Genomic DNA, 14,480 nt, shown 5'->3' with positions numbered 1-14,480 from the left:
TGGCTGTTGCAAACGGCACCTGAAAATTAGGTTTAACAGGTATTTGTTGATCAGGGCTTAGGCCCGCCGTACTTACATGAATAAAATCACAGCCGAGTTCATCAAGCGCTTTACTAAGTACTATCGATTGTTCTAAATCCCAGCCGCCTTCAACCCAATCGGTTGCCGAAATACGTACACCCACTGCTTTTTCACTAGGGAATACCGCGCGTACGGCTTTAAACACGTCAAGCAATAAACGCATTCTGTTTTCTAGGCTGCCACCGTAGTTGTCATCGCGCTTGTTTGAAAGTGGCGACAAAAACTGGTGTAACAGGTAACCGTGTGCACCATGTAGCTCGATTAAATCAAGGCCGAGTTCGTCAGCGCGTTTAGCTGCACTTACAAAGTCTTTAATTAATGAGTCTATGTCGTGTTGGCTCATTGCTTTTGGCACTGGGCTTTTATCGTCATATGCAACTGCCGAAGGTGCGAGCGTTTGCCAGCCATTTACGTCATCAGATGCAATCGCATCGCCACCGTCCCATGGTTTTTCAGTTGATGCTTTTCGCCCAGCATGTGCTAACTGAATGCCAATAGGCATAGGGCTGTATTGCCTTACTGCTTTTAGACTTTTATCTAACGCTTGTTGTGTTTCGTTATTCCAAAGCCCTAAATCGCCGTAGCTAATACGCCCTTCTGGGTTTACTGCTGTTGCTTCTAAAATAAGTAACCCGGCACCGCTTAAGCTCAATTGGCCTAAATGAATAGTGTGCCAATCGCTAGCAGCGCCATTGTTTGCTGAATACTGACACATGGGTGCAATAATAATACGGTTATTTAACGTTACTTGCCCAAGTGATAAAGGCGAAAATAGTTGGCTCATTGTTAATCCTTAAAAACACGCACAAAAAAGTGCGGACAAAATAAAAAAGAGAATACGAAGCGGCAATCAAACACGCTCACTCAAAAGCTTATGCAGTCACTTATAATTACGACTACCACTCTTAATGGGGATAAAAACACACTTTAATAGTGCTGATAAAAGCATAAATAATGACATTATAAACTATCAATTTTAATGTAATAATTTGTTTAACGAACACGTCATAAAGCCACCTTTAAAAAATGAATGACTATTTACCTTTAAACAAGGGTGTGATTTTTAACCTAACTGTACCTAATAGCACTAAGCTATTGCTTATATTGCCTATTAACTAAATAAAAACCCCACATACAAACCATATTTATTCTATAAAAGTGAATTAAAATTCAATTTAGATATTCCAAGCTACTTCACTCCCTGATAAACTGCTTAACTTAATTTACTAATGTAAAACATTTGAACTGGGGATCACTTTTTATGTTTAAACCAAGCTTGTTAACCTTGGCTATTTCGAGCGCTGTTTCTAGCGTATTTTTATTGCCTAATGCCGCACTTGCTCAAGAAGAAGTTGCAGCTAAAAACAAATCACTCGAAGTAATCGAAGTTACAGCAACAAGGCGCAGCGGCTCTGTGCAAAATGCACCGCTAAATATTACCGCCCTTGACGCTGATATAATGAAAGATCAAAATATTAGCGAACTTGCCGACGTAGCGCGTTGGGTCCCAGGTTTAACAATTACCGATCAAGGTGGCCGCTCTGGCTCGCCTATTATTGTTCGTGGTTTAAATACAAATTCATCTGGTCCATCGTCAGATGGCGGAACAGTATCTACTTATATTAACGAAATTCCGGTTTCGGTAGATATGCGCCTAGTAGATATTGAGCGTGTTGAAGTATTAATTGGGCCACAAGGCACGCTTTATGGTGCAGGTACATTAGGTGGTGCAATTCGCTACATGCTTAAACAGCCTGAGCTTGATTTTACATCGCTTGAAGTATACGGCGACCTATTTCAAACAAAAGAAAGTGACTCTTTAGGTGGCGAAGGCGGCTTTATATTTAACCTTCCACTAATTGAAGACAAGCTTGCAGTACGCGCCAGCTTAAACGTATATGAAGACCCAGGTTTTATCGATTACGGCTACGTANCGCGAGCCTGGCGTATCGTTGCCAGATCCAGATTGGAGCGATAGCTCAGCAGTTAATAACAACCTTAAAAATGTAAAAGACGCCAACGGCGAAACCACCACAACAGGTCGTATTTCTGTACGCTTTAAACCAAATGAATCGTTTGAAGGTACGCTTAACTACTTTTACCAAAACCAAGACAGCGAAGGCCGCTCGATTGTTCATTACAACAGTCTTAATGCAAACAACGGTTTAAGCGACGTAATAGGTAAATACGAGTCAGCTTATCGCTTTGAAGAGCCTCGCGAGAAAAAAGACCAATTACTAAGCCTTGAACTAAAAGCCGACCTAGGTTTTGCAGAGCTAGTATCGGCTACTGGTATTTCGAGCTTTGATGCCGACGGCCAACGCGACCAAACAGACTTGCTTATTCGTCTTGATTACGGCTATGAAGAGTTTCCTTCGTTTTCAACGTTTACCCGTGAAATTGACGAAGAAGATACCTTCACTCAAGAAATTCGCTTAGTGTCTCAAAGCGAAAGCGACTTTAACTGGATTGTGGGTGGCTTTTACAACAAAACAGAAACCGAAGCATCAAGCAGAGAGTTTACGCCTGGGTTTGACCAATTCGCTATCGATAACTTTGGTGGCGAGCAGCTAAGACCTGACTCGTTAGAATACTTAGAACTTACAAAAAGTACCGTCACTGAGTCTGCACTATTTGGTGAAGTGGGCTACCAAGTAACCGACAAATTAGATATTACCATTGGTGCCCGTTTTTACGAATACGATGTAGAGTCGCAAGCAGCTTTTGACTTCCCACTAGCCAATACATTGTACGGTGGTGCGGGTCCTGACGACATCACAGTTGCATATGAAAAAGATGACGCTGGCGATAACGGTAACTTATTTAAATTTAATGCTAAATATCAATTTACTGATTCAGTAATGGGCTATGTAACAGTAAGTGAAGGCTTTAGAATTGGCGGTTCAAACGGTTTAGTGTCATGTGAGGAACCTATTACTGAGGATCAACAAACAGGTTGTGGTCAACCTGACGAATTATTATTTGAAGCCGACACCACAACAAACTACGAGTTAGGCTTTAAGAGTACATGGTTTAGAAGCCAACTACACTTTAACGCCGCGTTATTTAACATCGATTGGGATGATGCACAAATTACGGGCGCTACAGATATAGGTCAATTAACGTACCTTTCAAACGCAGGCAGCGCAAATGCAAAAGGGATTGAAATTTCAACCCGTGCGATTTTATCTGACTCGTTTTCAGTTTATGCAACTTATGCCTACACAAAAGCAGAGCTAACATCAGACGCACCATTTTTGTTTAACGCCGATGGCACCGGTGGCGCAGAAGACGGCGACCGTTTACCTGGTTCACCTGAAAACCAATTTTCGATGGGTGTAAACTATCAAACAGACGTATTTAACGACAAAACACTCGATATTAACTACGGTTTAACCGCGCAAAGCGACGTGCTTTCAAGAGTTGGGCTTCGTGATAACGGCGAAACACTACCAGGTTACAGCTTAAGTAATATATCAGCTAAATTAACAGCTGATGCATGGTCAACTACCCTATATGTTGATAACCTATTCAACAAATACGCAGTTACGTCAGTTCGTCGTTCAGATGCCGATATAACATCAGCTAATGGCGCCGATATACAACGTAACTACGGCCATTACATTAATCGCCCGCTAACGGTAGGTGTTAAATTTAACTACAAATTTGAAATATAATTTAAGCGACTTTTAAACAGTCTCACTTTTTAAACACTGTTTTAAGGCTCAAATTTATTTGAGCCTTTTTATTTTCTTTTACAAAATAATTACCAAAAACCATGCAGCCAAATTTAAAGCAACTTCATCAAAGCGCAATACACTCCCTAAACCAAGGTAAAATAGAGCAAGCACACAAAGCCCTAGTGGAGTTAGTTACACTCAAACCAGACTTTGCCGATGGGTACTTTTTGCTGGCCATGGTTAATTTAACTGTTGGGCAAATACACAAAGCAATAAAGCTTATCGAAAAAGCCCTCACTCTTGGCCAAAGTATTGAATACACCGCGCAACTTGCTAAATGTTACGCACTTACTGGCGAATTACAAAAAGCAAAAAACACCGCACTATCGGTATCATTAAAACAAATAACTAAAGCACTTGATGCCGACACACTCGGCGTAGCCCTTACTCAAGCAGGCATTCACGAACAAGCACTTAACTACTTTGAGTGCGCTATTAAACTGGCTACAGCAGCTAACAAAACTCAACCACCGTTTTATTATAACTATGGTGTAAGCGCTAAATTTTTAGGATTATTTGATAAAGCCCAACACGCTTTTGAAAATGCCATAGCGCTTAACCCACTGCACCATCAAAGTCATTTTGCATTAAGTGATTTAACTAAAGTAAGTAGGCAAAACAACCACATTGAACGCTTAAAAAACGTGTTTGAGCAAGTAACACACCCCGATGAAAAACTGCATATTGGCCATGCTTTAGCAAAAGAGTATCAAGATCTTGGTGAGTTTTCAGAGGCTTTTAACGCGTTAGAGCAAGGTAAAGTAGCAAAACGTGCTGTGCAGCCCTTTGATCATACAAGCTCAACTGAGTTATTTGAACATATTAAACGCTTAAGTGAGCAGCACACACAAGCGCCAACACAAGGTAACCCAACGGCCGAACCTATTTTTGTATTAGGCATGCCCCGCTCAGGCACCACATTAGTTGAGCGTATTTTATCGAGCCACAGCGACGTGCAATCAGCCGGTGAATTACAAGACTTTGGCCTAAGCGTTAAAAAGCTAAGCCAAACGCAAACACCGCATGTACTCGACACTCAAACGCTCACTAAAGCCTACAAGCTTGATTTTAATCAGCTTGGGTCAACCTATTTAAACGCAACACGCGTAATAACAGGCAGCCATAAGCACTTTATTGATAAACTCCCGTTTAACTTTTTTTATATCGACTTAATAACCAAAGCACTGCCAAACGCTAAAATTATTTGTATGCTGCGCGACCCAATGGATACCTCCATTGGTAACTATCGCCAATTATTTACCATCAATAACCCCTACTACGCGTACTCGCTCGACCTACTCGACACTGCAAAATTTTATAGCCGTTTTTACAAACTAATGCAGCACTTCAGCATGCAACACAGCAATATAAAATTAGTAAAATACGAAGAATTAGTTGCACAGCCCGAGCAGAAAATAAAAGAGTTAGTCAGCTTTTGTAACTTAGAGTGGCAAGAGCAGTGTATAGATTTTCACTTAAACACCGCACCGGTTTCTACCGCAAGCAAGGTGCAAGTACGCCAACCACTTAATAATAAAGCAATTGGCCGTTGGAAAGCATTTAAGCCCCATACTGATGAAATTGAAGATTACTTTTTAAAACAAGGTATTAGTATTGAGTAATAGTTTTATAGCTGGGAGTTAGGTGTGAACCTATAGATAGCCCACTTTGTGGCAGTGTAGGTCGCATAAGTGAAGCGCCATCCGACACAGTAAAATACCTTGCCAATTATTATCAATATTTTATGTTGTCGAGTGGTTGAGCGGACCTTCATTATTCAGTCAATTCAAGAGGAAAAGACCAGGCTGTGCTTACTGGTAGAGTGAAGGTATCAGCTAAAAGACGTCTACAATGAATGCCTACGCAATGAGTGAAAAAAATTAACACTCACTGCTGTAAAAGTTTTACGTTGACCCTGCCCCAGTATGAAAAGTTCATTTTCGGGCAGTTAAACCGTGTATTGACGTTTACACAACTCACATTTTCACCCAACGTGCTGGCCACATTGTCCCGTCTAAAACCGCAGCGGGACAAGAGGTACGCGCCAATTTTATTTGACTATTAACACTGGGCAACTAGCTTTATTGGCTATCGTTTCTGCAACGTTAACATTCAAAAAATGAGAAAGTCCGGTTCTTCCATGACTGGCAATTACCACCATGCCTATATCACCGCTATTAGTCTCATCTAAAATCTCATTAATGGCATCACCATGTCGAATAACCGTTTCAATCTTTAAATCAGTATTCAACTGACCTAATAGCTCGTGCATTTTACTCGCCGCAGCGTCTTCCATATTTTTAGCTAACTCTTGGGGAGTTATCGCAAGGATCATATAATTCTCATTATCTGAAGGCTGATCAACAATGTGTAAAATACGAATGCCTACTTGATATAAATTCGCCATTTCAATGGCATATTGCAAAGCATGTGATGCAGTATCAGAAAAATCCGTAGGCCATAAAATATTACCTGTTCGCATATTATTCTCCTTCACAATCTAAAGTCATATTTTTCAATGATATTACCAACTCCATAAGAATGGACTCGGCTCCATCTCAGCAAGTTAAGTGTAGTGAGTATTAAAAGGTTATCTATTGATTACGATCAATAAATAACAATAAGGCACTAAAAGTAACAATACCTCATCAATTTATGCTTATTGATTAGGCTGTGATTGCGGGGTTTATTACTCTGGTTGTCGTTGTTGTTTCTTTTATAAGATAATCAATATTTGGAATAATTAGGGCTGACAGCCAGTTTTTCGCTCACAGTTGAACTTCACAAAAGTGCCAATAACAGCCATTAGTTAGTCTGATAGTAAAAACTGCTATCTGAAACTTTTTGAACAATATCGAATTCCAAACCTATGTGGCTATAATCACCAGAAGTTGGAATAGTTGATTTATGGTTAATTACGATTCCCCAATGGTTATCGCTTATACCTCCAAAGATTATGTTGAGACTCTCTTCGTTTACTCTCGTGATTGCAGCAACATTATACTTAGCCATCACCTCTCTCAGAGCCTTAGTAACTTCAGATAATGCCAACATTTTGGGAGCTTCTTCAGGCTTGGATAGCTTATAGTCACCTGACGGGATAAATCCTGCTTGTTTGGATGGGTAGTAGGTAATAAGCTGCGTTGGACTATAAAACGTGTTATTTATGCGAAAAACATGTGGTGCCGTTTGCTGGACAATATAAAGATTTGTATTTTGTCTCAACATTTCAACTTCACTCTTTGAATCCACTAAAAACTGCTTTATCAGCTCAATTCGTTCTTTTTTACATTTTTGCTCCTTGCATATTGAGATGCTTGGCAAATTAGAAAGTTGCTTCTTATTAATATTCAGGAACCTACTTCCTAATACCCCAAAATTAAAATTTGCAAAGGCTTGCTTGTCATTATTATTGACGAAATTCGTTGGGCGAACATCCAACAGGCTAAATGGAAAGAATGAAGGAAGGTATGCTAGCTGTTTATCCGTCTGAGGAAGCATCTTGTCCGCATGTTTAAGCAGCTCTCTGTACTCGCTATCAATGTCTTCGTTGAAATAGGATGGCATATTTCCATAAGCAGGCGTCGTAATGATTAAACTGCAACACAATAAAAAAGTTCTCATCATTTGTTATTTCAAATCCCTATAAAATAAAGAGTCATTATAATGGTACAGCATAATATTATTTAACAATGAAGATTAGCTCAATGTCCGTAATTCGCTCTTTCTCGAAGTTCGGCTTAGTGCCAGAAGCGGACGATTGTGAAAGCTGAGCAAAATCAACTAATCCAATTCTAAGACCAGTAGTTTCATGATTTATAATATCGCTATTATGAACGGAAGATATTACTTAGACCCCTCCAGATTTAGTACCCAAATGGCAAGACCAAGTATTTGGACCATGGTGCAGAGCTGGTACAAACTTGCAAAATGCGCCAACTGTTTTTTGCTGTGAATTTTTATATATCAATTTCGTTGCTGTTTCGCCTTCAAACTCAACGATAAGTTTTTCATCTAGAAAAATAAATAGCGGTAATGGTATACCAAGGCCAATAAAAAAACCATTAACGCTTTCGTCTTTGGCTTTGTAATACCAAACTTCTTCCTTTTGGTCAGATTTTACTTTTAAAGGTTCACCAAATTGCTTTTTTACTTCTGATTTAGTTAAAGAAACACTCACCTCCTCATCATAAGAGTACACAACACCTGCACCTATGCATCCTGAGATAGATATAACAAAAATAACAGTGAAAAAAATTCGTAGAAGAGCCATTCATCAATCCTTTATTAGCTAAAAATTTCCATTATAAAATGGTCGTTATTCAATAATTACATATATTAAACTGAGTTGTACCTTTTAATTTTAAAAGCCAGTGATGATTTATGTTCGTCGTTGGTTTCAATTGTCCCTATAAAATAAGAATATCATTTTTACCAAATGATAGAGTTTCAATGACGGGTCTCGCATTTTGGATGATGCTACGAATTTTTCAGCGTCCGGTTGTCGCTCTAAACCGACTAATGAATACATGCAATTTGCAGATACTCAATACTTTAAAAACCTTTGCTATATTACGAAGCTGAAGGGTAACTCCAACTGCACACTATTTTTGCGATTATTGGAGATTGTTATTCTGTTTTTAAAGCCACACCTTTTGATTGGGTAAATATTACTAGCGAAAATACTATTTCGGTTATCCCGCCAATAAAGGCGCCGATTACAAAATTGGCATTTAATACAATACACAACATGCCAGAAAACATAAGCGAAGCACCTAAAATCCAGTACACTTTCATGCCATATAAAGTGTTGAAAACTAAATAGCGAACACCAATTATCATCAGCATTATTGAATAAAACCATTCAGCTTGAAGTTTTGCTACATAAAACGCTAAAAACAAACCAACAAATAAAATAATAGTGCTTTCTAAGGCCAATTTACCTAATGGGTTTTTAGGGTCATGATTGCCAGAGCGTTTAAGCGCTTTTGAAAGTAGCATGGCTAAAGGATGTATAAACATACCACCAAAAAACAAAGTAAGCATACTCGATTGATTTGAATGCAGTAATGCGACAAAGCCAGCTATACACCAAACCAAGCCAGACACTAATACACCGGTTCCACCACCGAAGTATGCGAGGTTCATATTTTGTTGCGCATCTTCAAACTTCATAAAAACCCTTAATTTTAGAAATATCCCTAATTTAATATTATCGCATCGTTATTAGTTACAAATCGTTACTCGAATACACACTTAAAATAGGGAATTTATAATCGGCAAACGATACAGTTACCGATTGTGTTTCGTTACCTTTAAAACCAAGTTTAAATTCCATTGGCATGAATCGGCTGCCGTCGGCAAAAAGTGCAAGTATGTGTTCCTCGCCTAATTCGCGATTGCCCGACGATAAGTTAGTTAATGTTATAACAGCCCAGCGTTCGCCCTCTTCATTGCTCATTAATACATAATTAGTGATTTTAAAATCCCCTTTTTTAGGGGTTATGTTGCTATCGTTTGCAAACGATAAGTTCATGCTATTTGATACTGCACGGTCAACATTTAGCGCTTTGATAGAGTCGGCTTGGGTTGCCCACGAAAGCACCAATAAAATGATCACTAAGGCTTTATTCACTGCTAGTTCCTTTTTATTACCTAGTAAATTACCTAATAAATCACCTAGTAAATTACGTAACAAATTACACAACAATAACTGTTTAAATTATATTCGCATTCCATACCCATTGTGTAAACAAACAATCCTCGTAATTTTATCCAGCGCTCAATTTACCCCGCACTCTAGCTGTGCCACTGCAGACTAAGCGTTCATTCAGTGTGCTTGCGCTACTTTAGGTAATAACAAGCGATAAGAGTAAATAATTCAAAGCTAGCTTAAAGTAAAAACGCAATTAAACAGGAGTATAAACGTATGGCAAGCACACATAAAAACTCAACAATAGATTTATCTGATCCCAGTAACAGCATTCAAGTAAGAGGGGCGCGCGTTCACAACTTAAAAAATGTAGACGTTGATTTACCTCGTAACGCATTGGTTGTTTTTACCGGAATATCGGGCTCTGGAAAATCGTCGCTTGCGTTTGGAACGCTGTTTGCTGAGTCGCAGCACCGTTACCTTGATTCGGTATCGCCATACGCCCGAAGGTTGATAGATCAAGTTGATGAGCCAGATGTTGACTCTATTGAAGGGCTACCCCCTGCCGTTGCTTTGCAGCAGCAACGAGGGGCACCGTCGGTTCGCTCATCAGTTGGTAGCATAACAACTATTTCTAACGCGCTACGCATGCTTTACTCTCGTGCTGGCGATTACCCAGCTGGGCAGAGTATTTTGTATGCCGATGCATTTTCGCCAAATACGCCACAAGGTGCGTGCCCAGAATGCTCAGGGATCGGTCGAGTGTTTGAAGTAACCGAAAAGCTACTTGTGCCAGACGATACAAAAACTATTCGCCAGCGCGCTATAGCCGCGTGGCCACCAGCATGGCAAGGTAAAAATTTAAGCCGAATTCTTACTTCCCTTGGTTATGACATAGACACGCCTTGGAACAAACTTTCTAAGAAAGCACGCGATTGGATTTTATTTACCGACGAAACACCTACTGTGCCTGTATATCCAGATTACACCTATGAGCAAACACAAAATGCGATAAAAAATAGCGAAGATCCAAGCTACATGGGAACTTTTTCAAGCGCTAAACGCTTTGTTTTACAGTCTTTTGCTACTACCCAAAGCCCGCGTACAAAAAAGCGCGTATCGCAGTTTATGCAAATATCGCAGTGCCCTTCTTGCCAAGGTAAAAAATTAAAACAAGCATCGTTAAGTGTTAAATTTGCAGGGCTCGATATTGGCGAGCTATCTCAACTTACATTAAACAAGCTTGCTAAAAAACTAAGTAACGCCGCCAATACCAAAGTAAATAAAAATACAAAAAACCCAGAGCAAGCCATTGTTACACAGCGCATTGCCAGCGATATACTCACCCGTATTGAAGCACTAACCATGCTTGGTTTAGGGTACTTGTCGCTTGAGCGTACAACGCCAACGCTCTCACCCGGAGAGCTACAACGGTTGCGACTTGCCACACAAATTCGCTCTAAATTATTTGGGGTAGTTTACGTGTTAGATGAACCTTCAGCGGGTTTACACCCTGCAGACACACAAGCACTTTTAAAAGCGCTTGATGAGCTAATAGCGGCTGGCAATTCTGTATTTGTTGTTGAACACGACATTAGCGTTGTTAAACATGCTGATTGGATTGTTGATGTAGGCCCTGATGCAGGTGTGCATGGTGGCGAGATTATTTACAGCGGCCCTGTTGAAGGGTTAAAAAAAATAAAAAACTCGCACACCGGTCGTCACCTTTTTGCTAAAAATACTACTCAAGAGTCTACTCAAAACAGCGCACAAAAAAAGGATCAAAGGCGGCCTAATGCATGGTTAAAATTGGCTGATATTGAGCGTAATAATCTTAAAAAGCTCAATGCAGAATTTCCACTGGGTGTTATGACAACCGTTACTGGGGTTTCGGGCTCTGGTAAATCAAGCCTAGTAAGCCAAGCCTTAGTAGAGCTTGTTTACGAAGCACTTGGGCAAAAAGTAATAACACAAGTGCCAACCGACGAAGCCGACCTACTCGAACAAGAGCTGCAAACACACACCAGCGGACAAATTATTGAAGGTATAAATAATATAAGCCGCCTGATTACCGTCAATCAAAAAGCGATTGGCCGTACCCCTCGTTCAAATTTAGCTACCTATACGGGTTTGTTTGATCATGTGCGTAAACTATTTGCTTCAACACAAAAAGCAAAAGAACGCCGTTATGATGCTGGTCGCTTTTCATTTAATGTTGCTAAGGGTCGCTGTAAAAACTGTGAAGGCGTTGGCTTTGTAAGTATAGAACTACTGTTTTTACCTAGCGTTTATTCACCTTGCCAAGTATGTCATGGTAAACGTTATAACGAGCAAACACTTGAGGTTACATATCGTGATAAAAACATAAGCGATATCCTCAATTTAACGGTTGAATCGGCGTATACCTTTTTTGAAAATGAACCTGCGATACTGCGAGCACTCGATGCACTTATGCAAGTAGGTCTTGGGTATTTGCGTTTAGGACAACCTGCAACTGAGCTTTCTGGCGGTGAAGCCCAGCGTATTAAATTAGCAACCGAGCTGCAACGTGCGCAGCGCGGTAATACACTTTATGTTCTTGATGAGCCAACTACAGGCCTGCACCCATCGGATGTATCAATGCTGATGTCGCAGTTAAATAAATTAGTAGATGCTGGCAATACCGTCATTATGGTTGAACACGATATGCAAGTAGCCCGTAATAGTGACTGGGTAATTGATGTAGGCCCTGGTGCTGGTGAAGAAGGCGGCTTAATTGTAGCGCAAGGTTCACCCGAAAAAGTGGCAAGCGCAAAGGCGAGTAAAACCGCACCCTTTTTACTGCAATAGTTAAAGGATGACGCTTTTAGTTGTATAAAAGCGTCATCTATATATGGTAGTTAACGCTGAAAATAACGGCTTGAGATAGATTAATTATCCAAAGTTCAGGTTTACTAATACATCCTGTTTTTATGTTGGTAACCAATCAGAAATAGCCTTACCTATTTCGTGCGGTGAATCTTCTTGAATATAATGAATACCGCTTACGCTTATCTCAGTTAGGTTTGGCCATGTGCGCACAAAGTCTCTTGCGTAACCAACTAAAAAAGCACCCGGTTCAGCATTAATAAATAGCTTTGGGATATTGTGAGAGTTAGCTAAATAGCTCGCATAGCTTTTAACTAAAGCCACGGTATCAGCAGGCTCTCCAGCAATGGGCAGTTGCCGAGGCCCTGCTAAAATTGCACGGCGATCTTCTCCTGCATTTATAAAGGGTCTGCGATACTCATCATGCTCTGCTTGCGTTAATTTGCGTGCAATGGTCGCTGGTAATATTGTTTCAATAAAAAAGTTGTCATTAAGCACCATTTTTTCCCCCTCAGCTGAGCGCATAGTGCCAATGGGTCCGTGCAAATCTTTAGGAAAATCGTCCCATGTTGGAAAGTCAGTAACAATTGCTTCCATAAACGCAATTGCTTTTACTGCATCACGATGTGTATTAGCCCAGTTAAAACCAACGCCTGAACCCCAATCGTGCAGCACCAAGGTAACGTTATTATTTACACCCAACGCTTCTAAAAGTGCAAATGTGTATTTGCTGTTTTCAGCAAGTGAGTAGCTGCCCTCATGGGTGTTATCTAACTTTTGCGAATCTCCTAATCCAATCATATCGATAGCAATTAAACGCCCTTTTCCTTGCAAATAGGGCATAACGTTTCGCCAAAGGAAGCTAGATGTAGGGTTACCATGTAAAAATACAATAGGATCACCTTCGCCTTCGTCTATGTAGGCCATATTTTTATCTAATACAGTTTTAAACTTTTTTGCATAACGTAATGTTTCTGAATCATTTTTCATTTAATTATATCGCTCTATTTAACTGATGAGCTGGCGGTAAATCCTCGCTCATGTAATTTGTGTAATATTCGAAGTAGATTAACTAATTCCGAGTTAATATACATGACTGAGTCACACAATAAATGAGCGCGCTTAATTTGTCACTATATTTATATGATCGAATCACATATAATTAAATTTATGAAAAATGAAAAATATATATCAAATTTAATCGGCACGTTTGCTACTTCTGTTTCTAATGACATTGAAAAGCAGATTGCCGAATTAGGCGGGCGAAGCCTAAGCCACGAAGCGGCACTGGTCACTATTTACAATCATCCGAATGAAACCATTGATGTACTAAGCAAGGTTTTAGGCTTAACGCATTCTGGTGCAGTTAGATTAATAAATACACTTGAAAAAGAAGAACTTGTAGAAAGGCGAAAGTCAGTAAAAGATGCCCGCTCTGTTGTTTTATGCGTAACGGATAAAGGAAATAAAAGGGTTGAACTAGTACTAGGCAGCAGAGAAACAGCCACCTCTAAAATACTAAACAACTTTAATGATAAACAAAAAAAAAGCTTTTTAAGTTTGATAGAAATAGCACTTGGCAGCCTAACAACCGAGCAGGTAGAAGCACGTAAAATATGCAAATTATGTAACGAAGGTGTATGCCGTAAACAAGGCTGTCCGGTAGAAAACTCAATTAAGTAGCTAATTACTTCATGCATCTGCCCACTATAAACGTATTAAATTATTTGCTTTAATACGTTAGCGCTCAAAGTGTTAGCTCTTTAAAAAGCGTTCTATTTTAGGTTTTACCGTAACAGACATTATCAGCATTATAGTTAAACCTATTGGTAATGCGGCTAATAGCCCTTCAGCCCATCCAGTTACAAATACACGCATATCTGCATAGCCAATATTGTTAGTAGCGGTAACAAACGCCATCACCGATTCCATTATCAACGCCATAAAAACACTAATAACTAAGTTACGTTTTAGCTCGCTACTAGGGCGTGTTTATCTTTGTGGATTGAAATTTGTTCAATCTAGGGGCGATTAAATCACGGCGCGAGGTTTGTAACCTAGTGGGCTAAGTAAAAACCGAGCAACAAAGAGTTAATCGTCCCTAGAAAGAACCCAAAGGGCAGCGCATGTTTGGTATTTATGCTGCGTTATCGCCTATT

General features: G+C 39.8%; 11 protein-coding genes and 1 pseudogene. 4 read left to right on the top strand and 8 right to left on the bottom strand.

The genetic code is table 11. The features are described from left to right. On the bottom strand, positions 1–865 hold an 865-nt coding region (locus L656_RS0102070; protein WP_024598016.1), incomplete at its 3' end, for an NADH:flavin oxidoreductase/NADH oxidase. Positions 866–1,342: 477 nt separating this feature from the next. Here L656_RS0102070 and L656_RS01000000121810 point away from each other — a divergent pair. Together L656_RS01000000121810 and L656_RS0102055 are read left to right on the top strand one after the other, a co-directional pair. Continuing rightward, positions 1,343–3,758, top strand: a pseudogene (locus L656_RS01000000121810) (TonB-dependent receptor). A 101-nt stretch (positions 3,759–3,859) separates the two neighbouring features. Further along, positions 3,860–5,443, top strand: coding sequence for a tetratricopeptide repeat-containing sulfotransferase family protein (locus L656_RS0102055; RefSeq protein WP_024598015.1), 1,584 nt, complete (start codon positions 3,860–3,862; stop codon positions 5,441–5,443). 428 nt (positions 5,444–5,871) lie between these two features. Here L656_RS0102055 and L656_RS0102050 read toward each other — a convergent pair whose 3' ends face one another. The 5 genes from L656_RS0102050 to L656_RS0102030 all read right to left on the bottom strand — a co-directional run bounded on the left by L656_RS0102050 (position 5,872) and on the right by L656_RS0102030 (position 9,456). After that, positions 5,872–6,303 carry a universal stress protein gene (locus L656_RS0102050; protein WP_024598014.1) on the bottom strand — a complete coding sequence of 144 codons (432 nt, stop codon included), beginning with the start codon at positions 6,301–6,303 and terminating at the stop codon, positions 5,872–5,874. A gap of 323 nt (positions 6,304–6,626) precedes the next feature. Beyond that, entirely contained in the window at positions 6,627–7,448 is an 822-nt protein-coding gene (locus L656_RS0102045) for a hypothetical protein (protein ID WP_231616710.1), read from the bottom strand. 223 nt (positions 7,449–7,671) lie between these two features. After that, positions 7,672–8,094 carry a hypothetical protein gene (locus L656_RS0102040; RefSeq protein WP_024598012.1) on the bottom strand — a complete coding sequence of 141 codons (423 nt, stop codon included), beginning with the start codon at positions 8,092–8,094 and terminating at the stop codon, positions 7,672–7,674. A gap of 356 nt (positions 8,095–8,450) precedes the next feature. Then, the gene (locus L656_RS0102035) at positions 8,451–8,996 is read right to left on the bottom strand and encodes a DUF7010 family protein (protein ID WP_024598011.1); all 546 of its coding nucleotides are present in this window, start codon (positions 8,994–8,996) and stop codon (positions 8,451–8,453) included. 55 nt (positions 8,997–9,051) lie between these two features. Next, complete coding sequence (locus L656_RS0102030; protein WP_024598010.1) at positions 9,052–9,456, bottom strand: hypothetical protein; 405 nt, start codon at positions 9,454–9,456, stop codon at positions 9,052–9,054. A gap of 294 nt (positions 9,457–9,750) precedes the next feature. On the opposite strand from L656_RS0102030, the gene uvrA reads away from it, so the two are divergent. Further along, the gene (gene uvrA, locus L656_RS0102025; protein WP_024598009.1) at positions 9,751–12,303 is read left to right on the top strand and encodes an excinuclease ABC subunit UvrA; all 2,553 of its coding nucleotides are present in this window, start codon (positions 9,751–9,753) and stop codon (positions 12,301–12,303) included. Positions 12,304–12,423: 120 nt separating this feature from the next. Here uvrA and L656_RS0102020 read toward each other — a convergent pair whose 3' ends face one another. Continuing rightward, entirely contained in the window at positions 12,424–13,311 is an 888-nt protein-coding gene (locus L656_RS0102020; RefSeq protein ID WP_024598008.1) for a haloalkane dehalogenase, read from the bottom strand. 180 nt (positions 13,312–13,491) lie between these two features. Here L656_RS0102020 and L656_RS0102015 point away from each other — a divergent pair, with 180 nt between their 5' ends. Continuing rightward, the gene (locus L656_RS0102015; protein ID WP_024598007.1) at positions 13,492–14,004 is read left to right on the top strand and encodes a MarR family winged helix-turn-helix transcriptional regulator; all 513 of its coding nucleotides are present in this window, start codon (positions 13,492–13,494) and stop codon (positions 14,002–14,004) included. A gap of 72 nt (positions 14,005–14,076) precedes the next feature. On the opposite strand, the gene L656_RS0102010 is transcribed toward L656_RS0102015, so the two are convergent. Further along, positions 14,077–14,265, bottom strand: a complete 189-nt coding sequence (locus L656_RS0102010; RefSeq protein WP_231615234.1) for a DUF2798 domain-containing protein — start codon at positions 14,263–14,265, stop codon at positions 14,077–14,079. Positions 14,266–14,480 lie beyond the last annotated feature (215 nt).

The organism is Pseudoalteromonas sp. TAE56, assembly GCF_000497955.1.
Classification (GTDB): Bacteria; Pseudomonadota; Gammaproteobacteria; order Enterobacterales; family Alteromonadaceae; genus Pseudoalteromonas.
This window is presented reverse-complemented; position numbering and strand designations above follow the sequence as displayed.

What these genes read in the sequence shown, in the direction of transcription:
- L656_RS0102040 (WP_024598012.1), bottom strand. Translation starts at nt 8,094, where the DNA reads ATGGCTCTTCTACGAATTTTTTTCACTGTTATTTTTGTTATATCTATC.
- uvrA (WP_024598009.1), top strand. Translation starts at nt 9,751, where the DNA reads ATGGCAAGCACACATAAAAACTCAACAATAGATTTATCTGATCCCAGT.
- L656_RS0102010 (WP_231615234.1), bottom strand. Translation starts at nt 14,265, where the DNA reads ATGGCGTTGATAATGGAATCGGTGATGGCGTTTGTTACCGCTACTAAC.
- L656_RS0102050 (WP_024598014.1), bottom strand. Translation starts at nt 6,303, where the DNA reads ATGCGAACAGGTAATATTTTATGGCCTACGGATTTTTCTGATACTGCA.
- L656_RS0102055 (WP_024598015.1), top strand. Translation starts at nt 3,860, where the DNA reads ATGCAGCCAAATTTAAAGCAACTTCATCAAAGCGCAATACACTCCCTA.
- L656_RS0102045 (WP_231616710.1), bottom strand. Translation starts at nt 7,448, where the DNA reads ATGATGAGAACTTTTTTATTGTGTTGCAGTTTAATCATTACGACGCCT.
- L656_RS0102020 (WP_024598008.1), bottom strand. Translation starts at nt 13,311, where the DNA reads ATGAAAAATGATTCAGAAACATTACGTTATGCAAAAAAGTTTAAAACT.
- L656_RS0102015 (WP_024598007.1), top strand. Translation starts at nt 13,492, where the DNA reads ATGAAAAATGAAAAATATATATCAAATTTAATCGGCACGTTTGCTACT.
- L656_RS0102035 (WP_024598011.1), bottom strand. Translation starts at nt 8,996, where the DNA reads ATGAAGTTTGAAGATGCGCAACAAAATATGAACCTCGCATACTTCGGT.